The following is a 20146-nucleotide window of genomic DNA, read 5'->3' on the forward strand; positions in this document are numbered from 1 at the left end:
CCGCTTGCACAAAGCCAGTATAGATAGGGGCGGGGAATGTGAGGCCAGGTTCCGAGCGCGTCGTTCGTTTCGAGCCCTTCGCGTTGTTCGCTTTTATCTCAGCGGATTTCTGTCGTCCGGCGACGCTGCGTATGGTCTGTCCTGCCTGGCGCTCGAGCTTAGTCCCGCGGCAGCGATCTCGCATAATAACGCACTGCCTTCGTGCCGCCATGGATCACCGCGCCGCCTATTTCGGCAAAACCCAGAGCAACGTGAAAGGCATCGGAGGCCGGATTGGGCGGGTCGCTGTTGACCTCGCATGTAACCAGCGTGTGCCCCGCCCGTGCGGCGTGGTCGAACAGATCCTGATATAGACGGCGGGCATGGCCGCGGCCACGCGCTTGCGCTGCCACGACGACGCGATCGACATAGACGAAGTGGCTGTGGCGTTCACGGAACCACAGAAAATTCGGGCTGTCGTAGCGGGCATCCTGGTCGAAGGTCATGATGAAGGCTTCGACCTCGCCGATGCGGCGTGCGTAAAACGCCTGGCCAAGCAGGAAGGAAAGCCGCTCGGGCTCCAGCCAGGACAGTTCGGCGGCGTGCTCGTTGTTGAGCGCGAGGATCGCCGCCTGGTCCCCGGCCGACACAGGGCTGAGCGGGGCGGCGGCCCGGCTCATGCCTTGGCCGCGTTGATGGTCGCGGCGACGAGGTCGATGTCGGTCAATGTGTTGCGGTACTCGCGGTCGAGGTCCGAGCCCCCCATGCCGACCTTGGGGTTGCGGTAGATCATCGCGCTCGGCACATCCTTGAGCGCGGCGAAATGCATTTCGACCAGCCCTGTTTTCGCCCGCACTTCGGCGATGGTGTGCAGATCAAGCCCGCCGCAGCCCAGGATGATGATGCGGTCGCCGGCCGATCGCACCAGATCCGCCAGCAGCGACACGCCCTCGACGGCCGTGTCGCGCTGGCCGCTGGTCAGCACGCGGCCAACCTTGCAGCGGATCAGCGCCTCGAGCGCCTCGATCGGGTCGCGTGTCATGTCGAAGGCACGATGGCAGGTGACGTTCAGGGGTCCGGCGTCCTCGGTCAATGCACCCATGCGGTTCTCGTCGATGGTGCCGTCGGCGTTCAGGCAGCCGAACACCACGCCGGGCACACCGAGTTCGCGCAGAGCGGCGACATCGTCGAGCATCGAGCGGTATTCGGTTTCGCTGTAGAGAAAGTCGCCGCCGCGCGGCCGCACCATGACGTGAAACGGCACCGTCGCCTGGTCAAGGGCGGCGCGCACCGTGCCGAGGCTCGGTGTGATGCCGCCTTCGATGAGGCTGGCGCACAGCTCGACCCTGTCGGCGCCCGCGGCTTGCGCGGCCAGGAGGCCATCGATGCCTTCGACACAGATTTCGATCAGCGGTGGGCGGATTCCGGTGGTCAAGGGGCGTTTCCAATCCATGAGGTCGTCGCCAGCCCTAGCATCGAGCCGTTTGACGCGAAAGCGTGAATTGTGAGCGCCAACCGGCAGGGCACTCGTGACCGCGGCGGCGTTAGCCGCTACTGGCGCAACTCCGTGTTCTTGGCGCCTTCCTCTACCTGATCGATCACCAGCAGCTTGACCGGACCATCGCCGATGTTGGTGGCCTGATGCCACTGGCTGATCATCTCGATGATGAAATCGCCGGTCTTGTAAGTGTTGCTGTCGCCGGTCTCGACATTGGTGACTTTGAGCGTTCCCGCCTCGACATAGGCGTAGCGCGGGAAGGGATGCCGGTGGACAGGCAAGGTCGCCCCGGCCGCGATGTCATAGGTCGAAACCAGGACCTGCACGTTCTTCCCCGGCAGCGTGATCGGCTGGCCGGACGCGGTGGTCGTGCGGGAAGCCAGCGGCGTTACGACGACGGGCGTGCCGCTGCTGTCCAGCGCCCAGGCGCTGTGCGCGTATAAGGCCGCCGTGAGCAACAGCGCCGACACCAGGATTTTTCGCATGATTCCCTCCAGGACTGCGTGAGCATCGCGCGCCCGCCGGCCGCGCGCAAGGCCGCTCCGGGCTCCGGCACGATGCCGCCTGACCTGTTGCCGAAATTATTGCCCAGCGGACAGGGGAGGTCTGTTCGGGCTTTCCCTTGCTCAAGCGCCTGGTCCGGTAGCTGCAGCCCGCGCGATCGGTAGCCCTACTGAAAAAAGGGGGCGCGAGAATCTCGGAGGAGAAAGTTGGCCGGCGACATTGGGGTGGGAGCTAGGATGATGGCGCCGGCCAGGCGAATCAGATCCGCCGCAAGAGCAATCTAGCAGTGGCGGCTCCGCTGCGTATGGCGTGATCGCGTAACCCGCTCCCGGCCGCCGGCGATGGGATATCCTCTCCCGTACTGGTCATGCCCGGCCTGTTCGTGCTCTTGTCCGTGGGAGAGAAGGGATGGCGTCATGGCGGCGAGCGGGTGTGGAGTAGTAGCCTGCAGTCGGCTTGAAAGCCGTCGATCCGCGACCTCCTTGGAAAGCGGACCCTTGGATATGCAGCCGGACCGGACCCAATGATCGCCCAAAGCGAAGTGACTGAGACCACCGCGCGCCGGGCCGCGGGGAATGCAGAGCAGAGGCATCCGGTGCGGTCGCTGATGCGGCTTCTTCCGGTTGGCACTTTCATCCTTGCGGCGGCGTGCCAATCTGGTCTGTTGCCGTTGGACGATTTGGGTTTTTCGGCCAGGACGGTTCTCTCGCTGCTCGCGGCATGCGTGGTGTTCGTGACGGTGTTCATGGTGCTGCGCAATGCCGAAGCGGTCGCACACCGCGTCGGAGAACCATATGGTACGCTGGTCCTGACCCTGGCGGTCACCGCGATCGAAGCCTCGGTCATCATCTCGATGATGCTGCATGGCGAGAACAATCCAACGCTGGCGCGGGAGTCGGTTTTCTCGACGGTGATGATCGTGTGCACCGGCGTCGTTGGCGTGTGCCTGACCTTCGGCGGCTGGCGGCACCTGCATCAGGATATCATGCGCCAGGGCACAAGCAGCTATCTCGGCGTGATGATCGCACTGACGGTGCTGACGCTGGTCCTGCCCAATTTCACCTTGACGACCAGCCCCGGCACTTTTTCGCCAATGCAGCTGGCGTTCGTGAGCACCCTGTCGCTCCTGCTATACGGCGCGTTCGTCTTTGCGCAGACGGTGCGCTATCGCGGCGACTTCATCGGGGAGTTGGATCCGCGCCCCGACAATGCTCCAGAGACGCCCGCGGAAGCGCTGGCGCCCAATATCGTGCTGCTGGTGCTCGGCCTTACCGGCATCGTGCTGCTGACCGAATTGATCGCGGGGAGCATCGAAGACGGGTTGGCGGCGCTACAGGTCGCGCAGAGCGATGCGATCGTCGGCGCGTTCATCGCCACGCTTGTGCTGATGCCGGAGGCCGTCTCGGCCATCAGGTCCGCGCTCAGGAACGACCTTCAGCGCAGCCTGAATGTCGCTCTGGGCTCCGCCTGCGCCACCATCGGCCTGACCATCCCGGCGGTCTCGGCCGCCAGCCTCATCACCGGGAGAGGACTGACGCTGGGGCTTGGTTCAGGCGACACCGTGCTGCTGCTGCTGGCGCTGGCGATCAGCGTGATATCCTTTGGAACCGGTCGCACGACGGTTCTGACGGGCCTCGTCCACCTGGTCGTTTTCGTCGCCTATCTGTTTCTCATCATCGTGCCGTAGGCCCCGGATACCGAGACATTTTGCCTAGCGGCCCTTGCTGTTCAGCTCATCGCGCCGGGCGAAGACGCGAGTGACCTCGGCCATATTTTCATTTCCCCAGGTACATAGCGGCACCAGGGCCTCGGCCAGACTGCGCCCCAACGGCGTCAGGCCATAGTCCACCCGTGGCGGGATTTCCTTGTAGTCGGTGCGCTTCACGAGATCGTCTGCCTCCAACTCCTTGAGCTGTTGGATCAGCATCTTGTCGCTGACATCGCGCACGGCCCGCCGCAGTTCGCCGTAGCGGATCGGGCCGCCCTGGGCGAGGAAATAGAGGATCAGCGGTTTCCACTTGCCGGAGATGAACCGCAGGCTCGCGTCGAGGCCGCAGGTGAAACCAGGCAGCGTCGAGGTCGAAGTTGGCTCAGCGGTTTGGGCCTGCGACGACGCCGGCCTCGAAGGATTTGACGACATTCTGCCTACTTACCAAAAGGTGCATACTTGTCAATAGGTGGGTGAAGAGCCAACTCTGTGCAACCTCAATGAAGGAGCACATCATGAGCAGACTACAGGGCAAGACAGCGGTGGTGACGGGCGGCGGAAGCGGCATCGGACTTGGGGCCGCGAAACGGTTCATCGACGAAGGCGCATTCGTCTACATCTTCGGGCGGCGGCAGGACGTCCTCGACGCCGCGCTGGCCAAGCTGGGTCCCCACGCGCGGGCGGTGAGTGGTTCGGTGACCGATCCCGCCGACCTCGACCGGCTGTACGAGACGGTAAAGGCCGAACGAGGCCAGCTCGATATCCTGTTCGCCAACGCGGGGACCGGCTCGTTCGCGGGACTGGGAGAGATCACCCCCGAGCACTACGATCAGATTTTCGACGTCAATGTGAAGGGGCTAATCTTCACGGTGCAGAAGGCCTTGCCGCTGATGAAGGCGGGGTCGTCGATCATCCTGACCGGTTCAAGCACCGGTGTAATGGGTACGCAGCGCTTCAGCATCTACAGCGCGACCAAGGCGGCGATCCGCAATCTGGCGCGCAGTTGGGCGCTGGACCTGCGCGGCACGGGCATCCGAGTCAACGTGCTGTCGCCGGGACCGACCAAGACGGAGCTGGCGCTGGAAGTGCTGGGCGAGGACGCGATGGACGCGCTTGGGGCGACAACGCCGCTAGGCCGCATGGGTGACCCGACCGAGACGGGTGCCGTAGCAGCGTTCCTCGCCTCCTCCGACAGCAGCTTCATGACTGGCGGCGAGGTCTTCGTCGATGGCGGTCTGGCACAGATCTGAGGACGGTCGATAATCCGGTATAGGGGCTTCGGTCACGGGACCGGAGCCCTGGGGGGCTCAAGGTGAAATCGCTTTCATCGGTAGCACAGATCGTGCCGCTGGTAGCGGATTACGACTGGTGAGGGCAGGGCGGCCTAGCCCAGTGCGCGGCGCGATCCACTCGCATGCCAAGCTGAAACTCGCTGCTGACCGCTGGACCATACAAACGGATGATATGCATGAACTTTCGTACGCGATGAACGTGGCCGGATTTCAATCCAAAATACAAACAGATCATTTTTGTGTTTGGATTTACTTTATTGGAAAGAGAATCGGAACCAACTCTTTCATATTTGCCCAGATTCGATGGTCTTCGCGCCGTTGCCATTATGGGTGTCCTCATCGAACATTTCGTGCCCTCTGGGTTTCTCAGGAGCCTGAGTCCGGGCGGTGCGGGCGTAACGCTTTTCTTTGTACTTAGCGGGTTTCTGATTACGCGGATCTTGATCAGCTATAGAGGTGTATCAATCAGAATCGCTGCCAGGCAATTTTATTGGCGAAGATTTCTCAGGTTAAGCCCACCATTATATCTCGCGATAACATTTGCCGTGTTATTCGGCTTCGGTTCCATCAGGAGGTATTGGTGGGTCCATGCGCTCTATCTGACGAACTTTCAGATAGCGATGGCCGGCCAATGGTTAGGAAGCGGGGATCATTTCTGGAGTCTGTGTACCGAGGAACAATTCTACCTGCTCTGGGTTTTTATCGTCTTGCTGACGTCGCAGGAGTCACTATTTATTTATATATTAATTTCATTTTTTGTAACGTTAATATTCAGATCGTATGTGTATTTCTCTAACGATTCGTCCTTGATCACAGTTCTGCTTCCCGGAAACTTAGCAAGTATGGCCGCGGGAGCTCTCCTCATTACTGCGTTTATGTCAGAATCTTATAAGTGGATCTGGATGGCGGCAGCAAGCAAGAGGTGGCTAATCGCAACAGCAACAGTATTTCTTCTTGTCTCTTTCTCGATCCGATTTATGGAAATGCCCAGAGCAATTTTCTATCCATTCATTGCATCCGCCTTTAGCGCGTGTTTGGTCGCGGCGGCCGCAAACGGCAATGCTGATCCTTGGCTGGATTGGCTAAGCTGGAAGCCTGTCCGATATGTCGGGAGAATTAGCTACGGGATTTATGTCTATCACATGTTTCTGCCGCCGTTAGTCAGCACGATCCCTTCACTTCAATGGGTCGGAAATGGAGGACTTATTGGTTCTGTAGCGCTGATTGGCCTCTCGGTTGGCATCGCACACTTGTCTTGGATTTTTATCGAAAGCCCGATTCTTCGTTACAAGAATCGCTTTCCGTTGGCACGTTCAGCCTCAGCAGCCATGCTTAATCCTGCAAATCCGAGTTAGGCTCAGGGGCCATCGATCATGCCCGAGGGATCGTCAAGTTAGTGATCGCGCTCAATGGCCCGCGCGATGTCGGCCCGCGCGATGTCATTTTTGGCGGGGCATGCACCGTGTCCGGGTTCGACGTTGGTCGGTAGAAACAGATATGCGCGCACGCCACGCTAAAAGCGCGACGTATCGACTTTCGCTAAATGCTTGAAAAGATTTGGCTCCCCGGGCCGGATTCGAACCAGCGACCAACCGGTTAACAGCCGGTTGCTCTACCACTGAGCTACCGGGGAACAGAGGCTCTCATGTGAGTGGGGCAGCCTATAGCAAACCCTTTTCGGCTTTGCAAAGAAGCATTTCGCATTTTTCCGAAGCATTTTCGCGCGGTGGTTTCTCGCAATCGTCTGGGGCTGCCCTCATATTAGCCGCCTTGAGGTCCACATCGGAACCGAAATCGCGCCCACGGGTTGGGTGCGAGCGTGATCTTTCAGGGTTCAACGGGTCAATCTTTCGAAACGATGACAGCACAAGACGATCAGTTCCCCGCGAGGAAAATCTCGGTTTTCGGACGCGAGTTCAAGATGCCGCGTTCGCGCCGGCTCAGGATCGCCATCGGTATCCTGCTGACCATGGGCGGCGTCCTGGGTTTCCTGCCGATTCTCGGCTTCTGGATGGTGCCGCTCGGCTTGCTGGTGCTGTCCTATGAGTTCGCCATGGTGCGACGCCACCGGCGCCGCTTTGTCGTCTGGTGGGAGCGGCGGCGGCGGCCGAACTGAAGCTGCTGTTTCGCCCCCGGCAAATGCAAAGGTCCATGCGACTGCCGGCAAGGGGAGGGTTCGGCCGTGCCGAGGCCTCGCCAGAGGAAACCTTCCGGAATGCGGCTTCGCGGCTTGACGGCATTTTCGCCGCAACCTATTGGAACCGGGTGGAACGCCGGGAGCTATGAGGCCTCGTGGCGGAGTGGTTACGCAGAGGACTGCAAATCCTTGCACCCCGGTTCGATTCCGGGCGAGGCCTCCAATACCCGGGCTCCCGCGCACTCGCGCTGGGGCCTGATGTTCCGGTCGTAATGAACCGCGGTTCTGGCGCGGCAGGCGGATGGTTGGAACATGAGCGCTGATTTCTCCGAGCTTCGCGTCAAGATGGTCGATGGCCAGGTTCGAACCACCGACGTAACCAGCGCCCCATTGCTCGATGCGATGCTCGACGTGCCGCGCGAAGCGTTTGTCGGCTCCGGGCAACGCGATCTCGCCTATATCGACGAGGACATCCGCATCGCGACCGGTGCCGCCGGTCCGCGCTACCTGATGGAAGCCTCGCCATTGGCCAAGTTAATCCAACTGGCCGAGGTGGATCCGACCGATTCGGTACTCGATGTCGGGTGCGGCACCGGCTATGCCTCGGCGCTGCTGTCGCGACTCGCCAGGTCCGTGGTGGCGCTCGAGAGCGATTCGGCGCTGGCTGAAATCGCCAGATCGACGCTTTCCTCGCTTGGTTGCGGCAATGTGACGGTGGTGGAGGGCGCGTTGGCGCAAGGACATGCCGCCAAGGCGCCTTACGACGTCATCTTCATCGGCGGCAGCGTCGAGGAAGTGCCGGCGTCGCTGCTCGACCAGCTTGCCGAAGGCGGCCGCCTTGTCGCGGTCGAAGGTCAGGGCAATTCGGGCGTTGCCAGGCTTTTTTTTAAGACCGGGGGGGTTGTAACGGGAAGACGCGCGTTTAATGCGGCAATTAAGCCACTACCGGGATTCGAACATGTGCATGCCTTCGAATTCTGAATGATTTTGCCTTGCAGGAGAGGCTTTGTCATGGTCGCTTGCCATTGAACAATCGTTGCTGATCCGCAAACTGGGGGCACTTTGGGGCTGAGCAGCAGGGAACATCAGACACGCGGCGCCGGCTGATCGAACAGAGAAGCCGACGCGGCGCGGTTCCCATGGAAAACGAATGAGGGATATACCGTGCTGCCTGTACGCAAGAGCCTTTTTGCCGCCGTCCTCGTTTCCGCCACCGCGCTGTCTCCATTCACGGCCTCGGCGGAATCCATCCTTGGTGCGCTCGCGAAAGCCTACCAGAACAATTCCACGCTGAATTCGGCACGCGCCGGCGTTCGTGTCACCGACGAGAGCGTCGCCATCGCCAAGTCGGGCTGGCGCCCGAGCATCGCCGGGTCGGCTTCGATCGATTACTCGAGCAGCCATGTCAACGGCACCAACTCAAGCGCTCGCCTGACCTCCGGCAATTTCGGCGTCCAGATCAACCAGACGCTGTTCGACGGCTTCCAGACCAGGAACAACGTGGCGGCCGCCGAATCGCAGGTCCGTGCTTCGGTCGAAAGCCTGCGCAACACCGAAGAGAACATCCTGTTCAGCGCGGCCCAGGCGTACATGAATGTGATTCGCGACCGTCAGGTCGCCGTGCTCACCGAGCAGAACCTGCAATTCCTGACCGAAACGGCGCGCGCGGCTCGTTCGCGCTTCGAGGTTGGTGAAGGCACCCGCACCGACGTGGCGCAAGCCGACGCCTCACGCGCCGCCGCGGTGGCGCAGGTGAGCGCCGCCCGCGCCCAGGCGTTGGCAAGCGCCGCGACCTATCGCCAGATCGTCGGTGACGAGCCGGGCAAGCTCAACGGCGCTTCGCCCGTGGGCAAGCTGTTGCCGTCGAGTCTCGCCGCCGCCATCGGCGTGGCCTCGAACGAGCATCCGGCTATCCTGGCGACCCAGCATCTGGTCGACGCCGCCGCGTTTTCGGTGAAGTCGGCCGAAGGCGCGCTGCTGCCGCAGTTGTCGGCTTCCGCCGGTGTTTCAAGCGCCTATCGCAACACCTCGCCTTTGCCGGGCGTCAGTTCCCAGGACGGCACCACCAATTCGGCCAGTGTCGGGGCAACGCTGACCATCCCGATCTATTCCGGCGGACGCACCTCGGCGATCGTGCGGCAAAACAAGGAATCGCTTGGCCAGGCCCGTATCGAGGTCGACGTCAGCCGAGACCAGGTGCGCCAGGCCGTCACCGCGGCGTGGACGGAGTACACCGCCGCGCAGGAGAGTCTCGCGGCCAACAGGCAGGTGATCCAGGCTGCCAGGCTGGCGCTGAACGGCGTCATCGAGGAGCGCAATGTCGGGCAGCGCACCACGCTCGACGTCCTCAACGCGCAGGCGACGGTCATCACCGCGCAGATCAACCAGGCCAGCTACGAGCATGACGTGGTGGTCGCCAGTTACGCCATCCTGCAGGCGACCGGTCGCCTGTCCGTCGACCGTCTTGGCTTGAAGGTGGCGAAGTACAGGCCCGAGGAGCACTACAACGCCGTCAAGGACAAGTGGATCGGCCTGCGCACGCCGGACGGACGCTGAGGCGAGGGGCCGAATCACGGCCTCGCTGTCGAAACACCCGGTTTCGGTTTCTTGCTCTAATCTGTTGAAATCCCACAAGTCCCCAGATTGGGGATTCTCGCGCGGCGCTCAGTCGGTTACGCTACGGACATGATTCGATCCGGCATGCCCGGAGCGGAAATCTGCACTGGGTCACAGGGGCGGCGTATCTGACAATGGCAACGGCAAGCAGCCTACAGCGCGAACCTTCCATGGAAGAGATCCTGGCTTCCATCAGGCGGATCATCGAAGACAGCGACACCGGCCGCAAGCCGTCCGGTGAGACCGACGAGCTGCGACAGGATCTCGAACGCTTGTCCCAGGTCGATCCCGTTTCCGAGGCCGAGGCTTCGCGAGGCGATCCGTACGCCGCTGCCAACGCCAGGAAGCCAGTCACGCTGGCGGAAGTCCAGGCGCGTCCACCGGCGGCCGAGCCGACCGTCGCGCGCATGGAAGCGCCGGTGCGCTCCGATCCCGCCATGATGCGACCCTCCTTGACGCTGGCAGAGGTCCGCGCCCCGATCGCCGCAGAGCCAGCCGCGGTCGACGAGGCGCCGGTGGCCCCGCCTATCGCCACGACCGACGCCATCGTCGCGGATTGGCGTCGCGAGATCGCCGCGGTCGGTGAGCAGGCCCGGCTTGCGCCGGACAGGAGCGAGGCACGCGGAGCTGGTGAAGCGCGCGGAGCTTTCGTGCGGCCGGAGGTGGTCAGTTTCAGCGACGAGCCGATCGCCAAACCAGCTTTCGAGCAGGCGCCGTCCGACGCAAGTCCGGAAAGGCCGGTTGCCGAAGAGGCGCCGTCGGCGCGTCCGGCGATTGTCTCCGAGCACACAGGCCGGCAGGTTGCCGCCGCCTTCGGCGAGCTGTCCGACGCGTTCGCCAGCCGGAGCAAGAAGACCTTCGACGAGATGGCCGAGGAGATGCTGCGGCCTATGCTGCAGGACTGGCTGGACAACAATCTGCCGACGCTGGTCGAGCGCTTGGTGCGCGAGGAAATCGAGCGCGTGGCGCGCGGCGCGCAGTAACACCCCGGTCCCGGATGAGATGCCGCCCGGGGGCGGCGTTTTTGTTTACAGCGTCTGTCCGAACGCCGAGGGCGAACTTGTGCGCCGAATGTGTGTGCATTGCCTTCCGTTGAAATGACCAATACCGCGCCTATGTGCGTGTGGTGAGCCGCGTCGGCCGTTGCGGTTGACTTGGCCAAGACCTTCCGATTTACACCGGACCAGCAAAATCCCGACAGCTCGGACCATTTCCCATGCTTGAAAAGACCTACGACGCAAAAACCGTCGAGCCGAAGATCGCCAAAATCTGGGAAGAGGCTGACGCGTTCCGCGCCGGCGCCGGGTCCGAGGAAGGGGCCGAGGCCTTTACCATCGTCATCCCGCCGCCCAACGTCACCGGCTCGCTGCATATGGGCCACGCGCTCAACAACACGTTGCAGGACATCCTTGTGCGCTTCGAACGCATGCGCGGCAAGAACGTGCTGTGGCAGCCGGGCATGGATCATGCCGGTATCGCAACGCAGATGGTGGTCGAACGCCAGCTGATGGAAAAGCAGATCCATCGCCGCGATCTGACGCGCGAGCAATTCATCGACAAGGTGTGGGAGTGGAAGGCCGAATCCGGCGGCGCCATCTTCAACCAGCTGAAGCGGCTTGGCGCTTCGGCCGACTGGTCGCGCGAACGCTTCACCATGGACGAGGGGCTCTCCAAGGCCGTGCTCGAAGTGTTCGTCACCCTCTACAAGGAAGGGCTGATCTACAAGGACAAGCGCCTTGTGAACTGGGATCCGAAACTGCTGACCGCGATCTCCGACCTCGAGGTCGAGCAGCAGGAGGTGAATGGCAACCTCTGGCACTTCCGCTATCCAATAGAAGGTGTGGTCTTCGACCCCGAGGACTCGAAAACCTTCATCACTGTGGCGACGACGCGCCCCGAGACGATGCTGGGCGACACGGCGGTCGCCGTGCATCCTGATGACGAGCGGTTCCGGCACCTGGTCGGCAAGAACGTCGTCCTGCCGATCGTCGGCCGCAAGATTCCGATCGTGGCCGACGAGTATTCGGATCCGGAAAAGGGCTCCGGGGCGGTCAAGATCACGCCGGCGCACGATTTCAACGACTTCGAGGTCGGCAAGCGCCACAAGCTGCCGGCGATCAATATCCTCACCATCGAGGCCGCCATCAATCTCAGGGACAATGAGGATTTCCTCGAGGGCCTCGAGGCGACGCCCGAGCGTCAGGCGGTCTGGGATGAACTCGACGGCCTCGACCGTTTTGTCGCGCGCAAGAAGATCGTCGATCTGATGGAGGCCGGCGGCTTCCTCGACAAGATCGAGCCGCACCGCCATGCTGTGCCGCATGGCGATCGCGGCGGCGTGCCGATCGAGCCGTTCCTGACCGAGCAGTGGTATGCCAATGCGGCGGAACTGGCCAAGCCGGCCATCGCCTCGGTGCGCGAGGGCCGCACGAAGTTCGTGCCGAAAAACTGGGAGAAGACCTATTTCGACTGGATGGAGAACATCCAGCCCTGGTGCATTTCGCGCCAGCTGTGGTGGGGTCACCAGATTCCGGCCTGGTATGGGCCGGACGGGCGTGTCTTTGTCGAGAAGACCGAGGAAGAGGCGCTGGGCGCGGCGATCGAATATTATCTGGCGCTCGAAGGGCCTTGGAAGGCCTGGGTCGAGGACAAGCTGGAGAACTTCAAGCCAGGTGAAATCCTGACCCGCGACGAGGACGTGCTCGACACCTGGTTCTCGTCGGCGCTGTGGCCGTTCTCGACACTGGGATGGCCGGACCAGACGCCGGAACTGAAGACCTACTACCAGACCGACGTGCTGGTAACCGGCTTCGACATCATCTTCTTCTGGGTTGCCCGCATGATGATGATGGGCCTGCACTTCATGAAAGAGGAGCCGTTCCACACTGTCTATGTTCACGCGTTGGTGCGCGACAAGAACGGGCAGAAGATGTCGAAGTCGAAAGGCAACGTCATCGATCCGCTCGACCTTATCGACGAGTACGGCGCCGATGCGCTGCGCTTCACGCTGACGGTTATGGCGGCGCAGGGGCGCGACGTGAAGCTCGACCCGGCGCGCATCGCCGGCTATCGCAATTTCGGCACCAAGCTGTGGAACGCGACGCGTTTCGCCGAGATGAACGAGGTGGCGCGCAACGACGAGTTTTGGCTGAACGATGCCAAGCTGGCGGTCAATCGCTGGATCCTGACCGAATTGACGCGCGCCGCGCGCGAGATCACCGACGGCATCACCTCATACCGCTTCAACGAGGCGGCGGGCGCCGCCTACCGCTTCGTCTGGAACCTGTTCTGCGACTGGTACCTGGAGCTGCTGAAGCCGGTGTTCATGGGCCCGGACGAGGCCGCGAAGGCCGAGAGCCGCGCCTGCGTCGCCTTCGTGCTGGACGAAATCTACAAGCTCTTGCATCCGATGATGCCGTTCATGACGGAAGAGTTGTGGGCGCAGACAGCGGGCGAGGGCAAGGAACGCGCTTCGTTGCTATGTCACGCTGCGTGGCCGTCGCCCGACTTCGAGGACGCCGACGCGGCCGCCGACATCAACTGGCTGGTCGACCTCGTTTCGGGTATCCGCTCCGTGCGCTCGGAGATGAATGTGCCACCGGGCGCAATAGCACCGCTGGTCGTGGTCGGGGCCAACGAGGTGACACGCGAACGGCTGGTGCGCGAAGAGTCCGCGATCAAGCGGCTGGCGCGGGTCGGCGACATCTCGCTGGCTGACGCAGCCCCCAAAGGCTCGGCACAGATCGTCCTCAACGAGGCGACGATCTGCCTGCCGCTGGGCAGCCTGATCGACCTCACCGCCGAGGCCGCCCGGTTGCAGAAGGAACTCGCCAAGGTTACCGAGGAGATCGCACGCCTGCACAAGAAGCTGTCCAACGAAAGATTCGTTGCCAGCGCGCCGGCCGAAATCGTCGAGGCCGAGCGGGAAAAGCTCGCCGAATACCGAGACGCGCAGGACAAGCTTTCGGTGGCGTTGACCAGGGTTCGCGACGCGGGTTGAAGGTTAGATTCGGGGCCGTTTGGCCGCGTCGAAACCGGTGCTTTGCCTCTTCAAAAATGGCATGCCGTTGCGTTAGTCTTGACGTAAACGGATACTTTTCGCCCTATTGTTGCCATAATGTAACAATGGGGCGGCTATCCTCCAAAAAGGGCTGTTTTCCAGCCATTTTGGGGTCTTTACCGAATTTTCCGCGTCATTAGGCACACCGGGGGATGGTTTTCGGCCTTGCTGGGCCCATGCGCTTTTTCTCGATAGAACGTTTGGCATGCATGTACATGTACGTCCCTTGAATTCGTTGTTGCAGCGTTAACCTGAATTGGTTCTAGCTTGAGCCACTGGTTATTCGGGGAGGACATCCATGAACAATTTGCGTCTGAAAGTACTGCTGGGGGCGGGGTGCTTTTCGCTTGCTTTGATCGGGACGACCATGAGTTCGGCGCATGCCGGCGGCCTGGAGCGCGGCGGGTACGACATCGACCTGCTGTTTGATCCGGCGCCGGTCACGGGTGAGGTCACCGGCACCTATGTGATGCCGCAACGCAACCTGAAGAACGTGAAGGACACCGACCCGTCCGATGGTCCTCTGAATCTCATTCCAGGTTTCTCCGACAGCGCCCGCGACACCAAAAGCTATTGGGTGCCGAGCGTCGGTATCAAGGCGGGCATGGGTCCCGTCGATTGTCTCGTCGACTACGGCCAGCCGATCGGTGCATCCAGCAACCCGGGTCGGAACTGGGCCGGTGCGAACAGCAATGTCGACACCGAGGTACGGAGCGAGGCCGTGGGTGGCACGTGCTCCTACAAGATGGATCTTGGAAAGGGACAGTTTCGTTTCATCGGCGGCGTGTTTCACGAAAATGTCTCCGGCTTCAAAGAACAATTGGTCGCTCCCATTCCCGGTGCGGGCATCGGGCGCCTTGACCTTGAAGGTGACGGTTGGGGATGGCGAGCCGGCGTTGCCTACGAGATTCCGGATATCGCGTTACGCGCCAGCCTGGTCTACAACTCCCAGGTAAAGCTCGACAGTCTGGACGGCACGCTGGATCTGACGCAGGTACCCGGGATCCTCAATCCGGCAAATCCGTTCTTGGGCAAGGTGACGAATGTCAGCGGTTCCTCGGCGGTTCCGGAATCCCTGGAGCTTAAGCTTCAGTCCGGCATAGCTCCCGGCTGGCTGGCATTCGGATCGATAAAGTGGGTGAATTGGAGCGAGTTGCAGAGCATTCCGTTTTGCCCGACCGGCACGGCTTCCTGCACGACGACCAGCCCTCTGAAGCTTACCTCGCTTGATCTCCTTTATCGCGATGGCTGGACGGTTTCCGGCGGCGTCGGCCACAAATTCAATGATCAGTGGAGCGGTGCTGCGCTTATCACCTGGGATCGTGGAACCTCCACCGGCCTCAGTGCCCAGACCGATACCTGGACCCTTGGCGGTGGCGTGTCATATACGCCAACCCAGAACGTGGAGCTCCGTTTTGGGGGTGCGGTCGGCGTGCTTACCAGCGGATCGATTCATACGGCCGTAAACTCAGAGGATGGTCAAACCTACGACAATGGCTATACCGCCGACTTCGGCAACGACCTTGTCACGGCGCTTTCGACTTCGTTCAAGGTCAAGTGGTAACTCATTGAGATTGAACATCAAAGGCCGGGCACTGCCCGGCCTTTTCAGTTTGAGCCGGCATTGTTCCGCTCCGGGTAAGTCGAGCTCCGTTGCATATTAGTCGCACTCTGTTGGGCTCGTGCGATTGTGACGTTTCGGCAACACTTTCTGAACAACCCTTGCGCTACAAATCCCGCCAAGGACATTGCCCATTTCCCGCCATAAACCAAGCGCACCTCGATCCTGTCTCGGGACACGCGCCAAAAGGCTCGGCGATGGGGCACCGCCGCACCGCCCGCGGCAAGGAAGAGTATGGACGCCAGAGTCATCTCAAAGGCCAAGCTCCCCAGCCGCCATGTGACCGTCGGTCCGGCGCGCGCGCCGCATCGTTCCTATCTCTATGCGATGGGGCTGTCGGCCGCCGAGATCGCGCAGCCACTGGTCGGCGTCGCGTCCTGCTGGAACGAGGCGGCGCCCTGCAACATTTCGCTGATGCGCCAGGCGCAGGTGGTCAAGAAGGGTGTGGCCTCCGCCAACGGCACGCCGCGCGAATTCTGCACCATCACGGTCACCGACGGCATCGCCATGGGTCACCAGGGCATGAAGTCGTCGCTGGTGTCGCGCGATGTCATCGCCGATTCCGTCGAGCTCACCATGCGCGGCCATTGCTACGATGCGCTGGTCGGGCTGGCCGGCTGCGACAAGTCGCTGCCCGGCATGATGATGGCGATGGTGCGCCTCAACGTACCGTCCATCTTCATCTATGGCGGCTCCATTCTTCCCGGCAGCTATCGCGGCCGGCAGATCACCGTCCAGGACGTGTTCGAGGCGGTCGGCCAGCACTCGGTCGGCACGATCGGCGATTCCGAGCTGCTCGAAATCGAGCAGGCCGCCTGTCCGTCGGCCGGCTCCTGCGGGGCCCAGTTCACCGCCAACACCATGGCCACCGTCGCCGAGGCGATCGGCCTGGCGCTGCCCTATTCCTGCGGCGCGCCGGCTCCATACGAGATGCGCGACCGGTTCAATTTCGCCTCGGGCGAGAAGATCATGGAGCTTATCGAGAAAAATATCCGGCCGCGCGACATCGTAACGCTGAAGGCGCTGGAAAATGCCGCGACCGTCGTCTCCGCCACCGGTGGTTCGACCAACGCCGCGCTTCACCTGCCGGCGATCGCGCATGAGGCCGGCATCAAGTTCGACCTGTTCGATGTCGCCAGGATCTTCGAGAAGACGCCTTACATCGCCGACCTCAAGCCGGGCGGCAAATACGTCGCCAAGGACATGTTCGAGGCAGGCGGCATTCCGCTGTTGATGAAGACCCTGCTCGACCACGGCTATCTGCATGGCGACTGCCTGACGGTCACCGGCCGTACTTTGGCCGAAAATATGGAACATGTTGCCTGGAATGAACATCAGGATGTGGTCCGTAGCGCCGATCGACCAATTACAAAAACCGGCGGTGTCGTGGGGTTGAAGGGAAACCTTGCCCCCGAAGGCGCGATCGTGAAGGTCGCCGGCATGTCGGAGTTGAAATTCTCCGGCCCGGCTCGCTGCTTCGATTCGGAAGAAGAATGTTTCGAGGCGGTGACGCATCGCAACTACCGGGAAGGCGAAGTGCTCGTCATCCGTTACGAAGGCCCGCGCGGCGGTCCCGGCATGCGCGAGATGCTGTCGACGACGGCGGCGCTCTACGGCCAGGGCATGGGTGGCAAGGTGGCGCTGATCACCGATGGCCGCTTCTCGGGCGCGACGCGCGGTTTCTGCATCGGCCATGTCGGGCCGGAGGCTGCCGTGGGCGGCCCGATCGGACTGCTGATCGATGGCGACGTGATCTCGATCGACGCCGTTGCCGGCACGATAGAGGTGGCGCTGACCGAAACGGAACTGGCGGAGAGGGCGAAGAATTGGAAGCCGCGCACGACCGACTACCAGTCGGGCGCGATATGGAAATATGCACAGACCGTGGGTCCGGCGCGCGATGGCGCGGTGACCCATCCGGGCGGTGCCAAAGAAACACACTGCTATGCGGACATCTGAGGTGTTGAGGTCGGGGATGTTGTCGGTGCTGGTCGCGACGGCGATCCTTGGCGCCGTCGGCCAGGCCATGGCCTTCGATGACAAGGTGTTCGACGACAAGACCGGTGTGAAGCCGCAGTCGAGCCCGTGGGCCGTGTTCCAGTTCGGCTTTTCCGCCTACAAGAGCGGTCACAAGGAACAGGCCGCCGAGGCCTACAAATACGCCGCCGAAAACGGCCAGATCGGCGCGACCTGGAAGCTTGCCCGCATGTATGCGGAGGGCGACGGCGTGGAGCGCGACGACTATGAGGCGTTCAAGTTCTTCTCCGAGATCGTCGACCAGGATGTCGAACCGGGTTCACCCGAGGAAAGCTATGTCTCCGACGCGCTGGTGGCGCTTGGCGACTATCTGCGCAAGGGTATTCCCGGCAGTCCGGTCGCCGAGAATGAGGTGGCGGCGCAGGAATACTACATGCGCGCCGCGGCCAACTACCGAAATCCGAACGCTCAGTTCGAGATGGGACAGATGTTCCTGAAGGGCGAGGGCGGGGTGAAGGCCAGCGTCAAGCAGGCCGGGCGCTGGTTCCAGCTTGCCGCCGAAAAGGGCCATGCCGGCGCCCAGGCGACGCTCGGCAATCTGCTGTTCCAGAGCGGCAAGATCGTTCGTGGGCTGGCGATGATGACGGCGGCGCTCGAACGCGCTTCACCGGCCGATCAACCCTGGATTCGCGGCATGCAGGAAGAGGCGTTCGCCGCTGCCGGCGAGGCCGACCGCCGCACGGCGATCTCGCTGGCCGACGACATCCTCACCAAGGGCGGCGGCGACCAATAGTCCCGCCGTGGCTCCGCCAAACACGCTGGTTTTCAGGCTTGATCAGTTTTCGGTCGGTTCCGTCGGCACCATGCCGGGAGCCGGTGTCGAGACCGGTGCGAGCGGCGGGCGCGGCGCCATCGTGTTTTCAGGACAAATGTCGCCGATCTTCACCCATGACGTGTTGTTGAGCACCATCCCGCAACGGGCAAGATGGCTCATTTCTGCAACCGTCAGGCAGGCGACCTGTCCGACCTGATAGGATTTTCCGTTGGCCAGGCATTCCTGTCCGGCAAGGGCGGTCGCGGGCGCGGCCATGGCAAACGCCAGGCCGATCGGACACAGGAGCAATCTTGTGGTCATGGGCACCCCCGGCCACCATGCTGGCCAGCAATCAAAGGCTCGTTTGTGGCGATATATGGTTTGGCGCCGTCACGCTGGCAGCAGCGCCAGGTCGATTGCCACCGGCACATGGTCGGACGGTTTTTCCCAGGCTCGCACGTGCTTCTCGATCGAAGCGGAGGAAAACCGGTTGGCCGCCTCCGGAGACAGCAGCAGATGGTCGATGCGAATGCCGTTGTTCTTCTGCCAGGCGCCGGCCTGATAGTCCCAGAACGTGAATGTCTCAGGCGCGTCGGTGACCGCGCGCACTGCCTCGGTGAAGCCGAGGTTGAGCAATCGCCGGAAGGATTGCCGTGTCTCGGGCTGAAACAGCGCGTCGCCCAGCCAGTTCTCCGGAAACCTGGCGTCGATCGGTTCTGGAATGACGTTGTAGTCGCCAGCCAGCACCAAGGCCTCCTCGAGTTTCAGCCGTTCCTGCGCCCAACGCTCCAGCCGCGCCATCCAGGATAGCTTGTAAGGGAATTTCCTGTCGTCATCGATGGGATTACCGTTCGGCAGATAGAGCGAGACAACACGCAGCGCACCCTTGTCGGTCGAGAATACGCCTTCGATGAAACGCGCCTGCTCGTCGGCGTCGTCGCCGGGCAGCCCCCTGATAACCTCGTCAAAGCGCAGCTTGGACAGGATGGCGACGCCGTTGAAGCCTTTCTGGCCGTGCGTCTCGACATTGTAGCCAAGCGCCTCGATCTCGGCGCGCGGAAACTGCTCGTCGACCGATTTGATCTCCTGCAGGCAGACGATGTCGGGCGCGCTCTCGGTCAGCCAATGGGTCAGGTTGCCGATGCGGGCACGGATGCCATTGATGTTCCAGGTAACGATTTTCATGGCAGCCTCAGGCAGGTTCAGGCGGAAGACGTTCGACAAGGCCGATCGTATTGCCTGCCGGGTCCTTTAGAAAGGCCATCCACTCGCTTTCCCCCGCCTGGCCGAACTGGCCTTCGGTGTCGCGATGTACGAGCGTCGGCGGCGCGGTGAAGGGGACGCCCGCGGCATTCGCCTCGGCATGAAACGCTTCAAGCCCGGCCATGTCGAGATAGACCGTGCCGGCCGGTATGCCGTCGGTGAACAACAGGCGCACCTCGCCGGCCATGATGAAGGCTATGCCGGGCGGATCGTAGCGGGCGTGAACGCCCATGCCGAGCACATCGCGCCAGAAGACCAGCGTTGCGTCGAGGTCGCGGCCAGCCGACAGCGCGATCTGACGAACCGCGCCAACAGCAGGCATTCCTAGATGGAGAAGCTCGTGCCGCAGCCGCAGGAGGCGACGGCGTTCGGATTGCGGATCTGAAAGGACTGGCCCATCAGGTCGTCGACGAAGTCGATCACCGACCCGCCCATGTAGACAAGCGACAGATCGTCGATCAGCACCGTGGCGCCGTCCTTTTCGATCGCGACGTCGTCGTCATTGCGGGCATCGACCAGATCGAACTTGTAGGAAAAGCCGGAACAACCGCCGCCTTCTACAGAAACGCGCAATGCCGTCTTGCCGGCTTCGCCGGACACGATCCTGGCGATCCGTTTGGCGGCAGCCTCGGTCATATCGACTTTCATGGCGGTCTTGGCATCAGCGCCCATGGGCG

Annotated in this window: 19 protein-coding genes and 2 tRNA genes; 12 read left to right on the plus strand and 9 right to left on the minus strand. The window is 62.1% G+C overall.

Features of this window, described 5'->3' with window-relative positions:
• Window positions 1–158: 158 nt before the first annotated feature.
• From WC739_RS06940 to WC739_RS06950, 3 genes are all read right to left on the minus strand, one after another.
• On the minus strand, window positions 159–659 hold the full coding sequence (locus tag WC739_RS06940; protein WP_372952282.1) for a GNAT family N-acetyltransferase: 501 nt from the start codon (window positions 657–659) through the stop codon (window positions 159–161).
• The gene (locus tag WC739_RS06945; RefSeq protein WP_372952283.1) at window positions 656–1432 is read right to left on the minus strand and encodes a copper homeostasis protein CutC; all 777 of its coding nucleotides are present in this window, start codon (window positions 1430–1432) and stop codon (window positions 656–658) included. The genes WC739_RS06940 and WC739_RS06945 overlap by 4 nt, the downstream gene beginning before the upstream one ends.
• Before the next feature lie 98 nt (window positions 1433–1530).
• Complete coding sequence (locus tag WC739_RS06950) at window positions 1531–1962, minus strand: cupin domain-containing protein (protein ID WP_372952284.1); 432 nt, start codon at window positions 1960–1962, stop codon at window positions 1531–1533.
• Between the two features lie 626 nt (window positions 1963–2588).
• Here WC739_RS06950 and WC739_RS06955 point away from each other — a divergent pair.
• Window positions 2589–3668, plus strand: coding sequence for a calcium:proton antiporter (locus tag WC739_RS06955; protein ID WP_372952285.1), 1080 nt, complete (start codon window positions 2589–2591; stop codon window positions 3666–3668).
• A 24-nt stretch (window positions 3669–3692) separates the two neighbouring features.
• Here WC739_RS06955 and WC739_RS06960 read toward each other — a convergent pair whose 3' ends face one another.
• The gene (locus WC739_RS06960) at window positions 3693–4052 is read right to left on the minus strand and encodes a winged helix-turn-helix transcriptional regulator (RefSeq protein WP_372952304.1); all 360 of its coding nucleotides are present in this window, start codon (window positions 4050–4052) and stop codon (window positions 3693–3695) included.
• A 152-nt stretch (window positions 4053–4204) separates the two neighbouring features.
• Here WC739_RS06960 and WC739_RS06965 point away from each other — a divergent pair, with 152 nt between their 5' ends.
• Together WC739_RS06965 and WC739_RS06970 are read left to right on the plus strand one after the other, a co-directional pair.
• Window positions 4205–4939 carry an SDR family NAD(P)-dependent oxidoreductase gene (locus WC739_RS06965; protein WP_372952286.1) on the plus strand — a complete coding sequence of 245 codons (735 nt, stop codon included), beginning with the start codon at window positions 4205–4207 and terminating at the stop codon, window positions 4937–4939.
• Window positions 4940–5220: 281 nt separating this feature from the next.
• Complete coding sequence (locus WC739_RS06970) at window positions 5221–6336, plus strand: acyltransferase family protein (RefSeq protein WP_372952287.1); 1116 nt, start codon at window positions 5221–5223, stop codon at window positions 6334–6336.
• Window positions 6337–6539: 203 nt separating this feature from the next.
• Here WC739_RS06970 and WC739_RS06975 read toward each other — a convergent pair.
• Window positions 6540–6614, minus strand: a tRNA-Asn gene (locus WC739_RS06975).
• Window positions 6615–6839: 225 nt separating this feature from the next.
• Here WC739_RS06975 and WC739_RS06980 point away from each other — a divergent pair.
• From WC739_RS06980 to WC739_RS07020, 9 genes are all read left to right on the plus strand, one after another.
• Window positions 6840–7097 carry a hypothetical protein gene (locus WC739_RS06980; RefSeq protein ID WP_372952288.1) on the plus strand — a complete coding sequence of 86 codons (258 nt, stop codon included), beginning with the start codon at window positions 6840–6842 and terminating at the stop codon, window positions 7095–7097.
• Window positions 7098–7267: 170 nt separating this feature from the next.
• Window positions 7268–7341 (plus strand) — tRNA-Cys (locus tag WC739_RS06985).
• Window positions 7342–7430: 89 nt separating this feature from the next.
• Window positions 7431–8099 carry a protein-L-isoaspartate O-methyltransferase gene (locus WC739_RS06990; RefSeq protein ID WP_372952289.1) on the plus strand — a complete coding sequence of 223 codons (669 nt, stop codon included), beginning with the start codon at window positions 7431–7433 and terminating at the stop codon, window positions 8097–8099.
• 186 nt (window positions 8100–8285) lie between these two features.
• Window positions 8286–9674, plus strand: coding sequence for a TolC family outer membrane protein (locus WC739_RS06995; RefSeq protein ID WP_372952305.1), 1389 nt, complete (start codon window positions 8286–8288; stop codon window positions 9672–9674).
• Window positions 9675–9868: 194 nt separating this feature from the next.
• Complete coding sequence (locus WC739_RS07000) at window positions 9869–10717, plus strand: DUF2497 domain-containing protein (RefSeq protein WP_372952290.1); 849 nt, start codon at window positions 9869–9871, stop codon at window positions 10715–10717.
• Between the two features lie 233 nt (window positions 10718–10950).
• On the plus strand, window positions 10951–13734 hold the full coding sequence (locus tag WC739_RS07005) for a valine--tRNA ligase (RefSeq protein WP_372952291.1): 2784 nt from the start codon (window positions 10951–10953) through the stop codon (window positions 13732–13734).
• 358 nt (window positions 13735–14092) lie between these two features.
• Complete coding sequence (locus WC739_RS07010) at window positions 14093–15358, plus strand: OmpP1/FadL family transporter (protein WP_372952292.1); 1266 nt, start codon at window positions 14093–14095, stop codon at window positions 15356–15358.
• A 291-nt stretch (window positions 15359–15649) separates the two neighbouring features.
• Complete coding sequence (gene ilvD, locus WC739_RS07015; protein WP_372952293.1) at window positions 15650–17374, plus strand: dihydroxy-acid dehydratase; 1725 nt, start codon at window positions 15650–15652, stop codon at window positions 17372–17374.
• Window positions 17361–18185, plus strand: a complete 825-nt coding sequence (locus tag WC739_RS07020; RefSeq protein ID WP_372952294.1) for a tetratricopeptide repeat protein — start codon at window positions 17361–17363, stop codon at window positions 18183–18185. Before ilvD ends, WC739_RS07020 begins: the two co-directional genes overlap by 14 nt.
• Window positions 18186–18227: 42 nt before the next feature.
• Here WC739_RS07020 and WC739_RS07025 read toward each other — a convergent pair whose 3' ends face one another.
• The 4 genes from WC739_RS07025 to erpA form a co-directional block, all read right to left on the minus strand.
• The gene (locus WC739_RS07025) at window positions 18228–18527 is read right to left on the minus strand and encodes a hypothetical protein (protein ID WP_372952295.1); all 300 of its coding nucleotides are present in this window, start codon (window positions 18525–18527) and stop codon (window positions 18228–18230) included.
• Between the two features lie 69 nt (window positions 18528–18596).
• Window positions 18597–19391, minus strand: a complete 795-nt coding sequence (gene xth / locus WC739_RS07030; protein ID WP_372952296.1) for an exodeoxyribonuclease III — start codon at window positions 19389–19391, stop codon at window positions 18597–18599.
• 7 nt (window positions 19392–19398) lie between these two features.
• A complete protein-coding gene (locus WC739_RS07035) occupies window positions 19399–19791 on the minus strand; it encodes a VOC family protein (protein WP_372952297.1) in 393 nt (130 codons plus the stop codon).
• Between the two features lie 2 nt (window positions 19792–19793).
• Window positions 19794–20141 (minus strand): iron-sulfur cluster insertion protein ErpA, encoded by a 348-nt coding sequence (gene erpA / locus WC739_RS07040; RefSeq protein ID WP_372952298.1) that lies wholly within the window; start codon window positions 20139–20141, stop codon window positions 19794–19796.
• Window positions 20142–20146 lie beyond the last annotated feature (5 nt).

This window comes from Mesorhizobium sp. (genome assembly GCF_041661565.1).
Classification (GTDB): Bacteria; Pseudomonadota; Alphaproteobacteria; order Rhizobiales; family Rhizobiaceae; genus Mesorhizobium.

Coding starts and splice junctions, on each gene's coding strand:
- WC739_RS06940 (WP_372952282.1), bottom strand. CDS start 659: ATGAGCCGGGCCGCCGCCCCGCTCAGCCCTGTGTCGGCCGGGGACCAG.
- WC739_RS06945 (WP_372952283.1), bottom strand. CDS start 1,432: ATGGATTGGAAACGCCCCTTGACCACCGGAATCCGCCCACCGCTGATC.
- WC739_RS06950 (WP_372952284.1), bottom strand. CDS start 1,962: ATGCGAAAAATCCTGGTGTCGGCGCTGTTGCTCACGGCGGCCTTATAC.
- WC739_RS06955 (WP_372952285.1), top strand. CDS start 2,589: ATGCGGCTTCTTCCGGTTGGCACTTTCATCCTTGCGGCGGCGTGCCAA.
- WC739_RS06965 (WP_372952286.1), top strand. CDS start 4,205: ATGAGCAGACTACAGGGCAAGACAGCGGTGGTGACGGGCGGCGGAAGC.
- WC739_RS06980 (WP_372952288.1), top strand. CDS start 6,840: ATGACAGCACAAGACGATCAGTTCCCCGCGAGGAAAATCTCGGTTTTC.
- WC739_RS06990 (WP_372952289.1), top strand. CDS start 7,431: ATGAGCGCTGATTTCTCCGAGCTTCGCGTCAAGATGGTCGATGGCCAG.
- WC739_RS07000 (WP_372952290.1), top strand. CDS start 9,869: ATGGCAACGGCAAGCAGCCTACAGCGCGAACCTTCCATGGAAGAGATC.
- WC739_RS07005 (WP_372952291.1), top strand. CDS start 10,951: ATGCTTGAAAAGACCTACGACGCAAAAACCGTCGAGCCGAAGATCGCC.
- WC739_RS07010 (WP_372952292.1), top strand. CDS start 14,093: ATGAACAATTTGCGTCTGAAAGTACTGCTGGGGGCGGGGTGCTTTTCG.
- ilvD (WP_372952293.1), top strand. CDS start 15,650: ATGGACGCCAGAGTCATCTCAAAGGCCAAGCTCCCCAGCCGCCATGTG.
- WC739_RS07020 (WP_372952294.1), top strand. CDS start 17,361: ATGCGGACATCTGAGGTGTTGAGGTCGGGGATGTTGTCGGTGCTGGTC.
- WC739_RS07025 (WP_372952295.1), bottom strand. CDS start 18,527: ATGACCACAAGATTGCTCCTGTGTCCGATCGGCCTGGCGTTTGCCATG.
- xth (WP_372952296.1), bottom strand. CDS start 19,391: ATGAAAATCGTTACCTGGAACATCAATGGCATCCGTGCCCGCATCGGC.
- WC739_RS07035 (WP_372952297.1), bottom strand. CDS start 19,791: ATGCCTGCTGTTGGCGCGGTTCGTCAGATCGCGCTGTCGGCTGGCCGC.
- erpA (WP_372952298.1), bottom strand. CDS start 20,141: ATGGGCGCTGATGCCAAGACCGCCATGAAAGTCGATATGACCGAGGCT.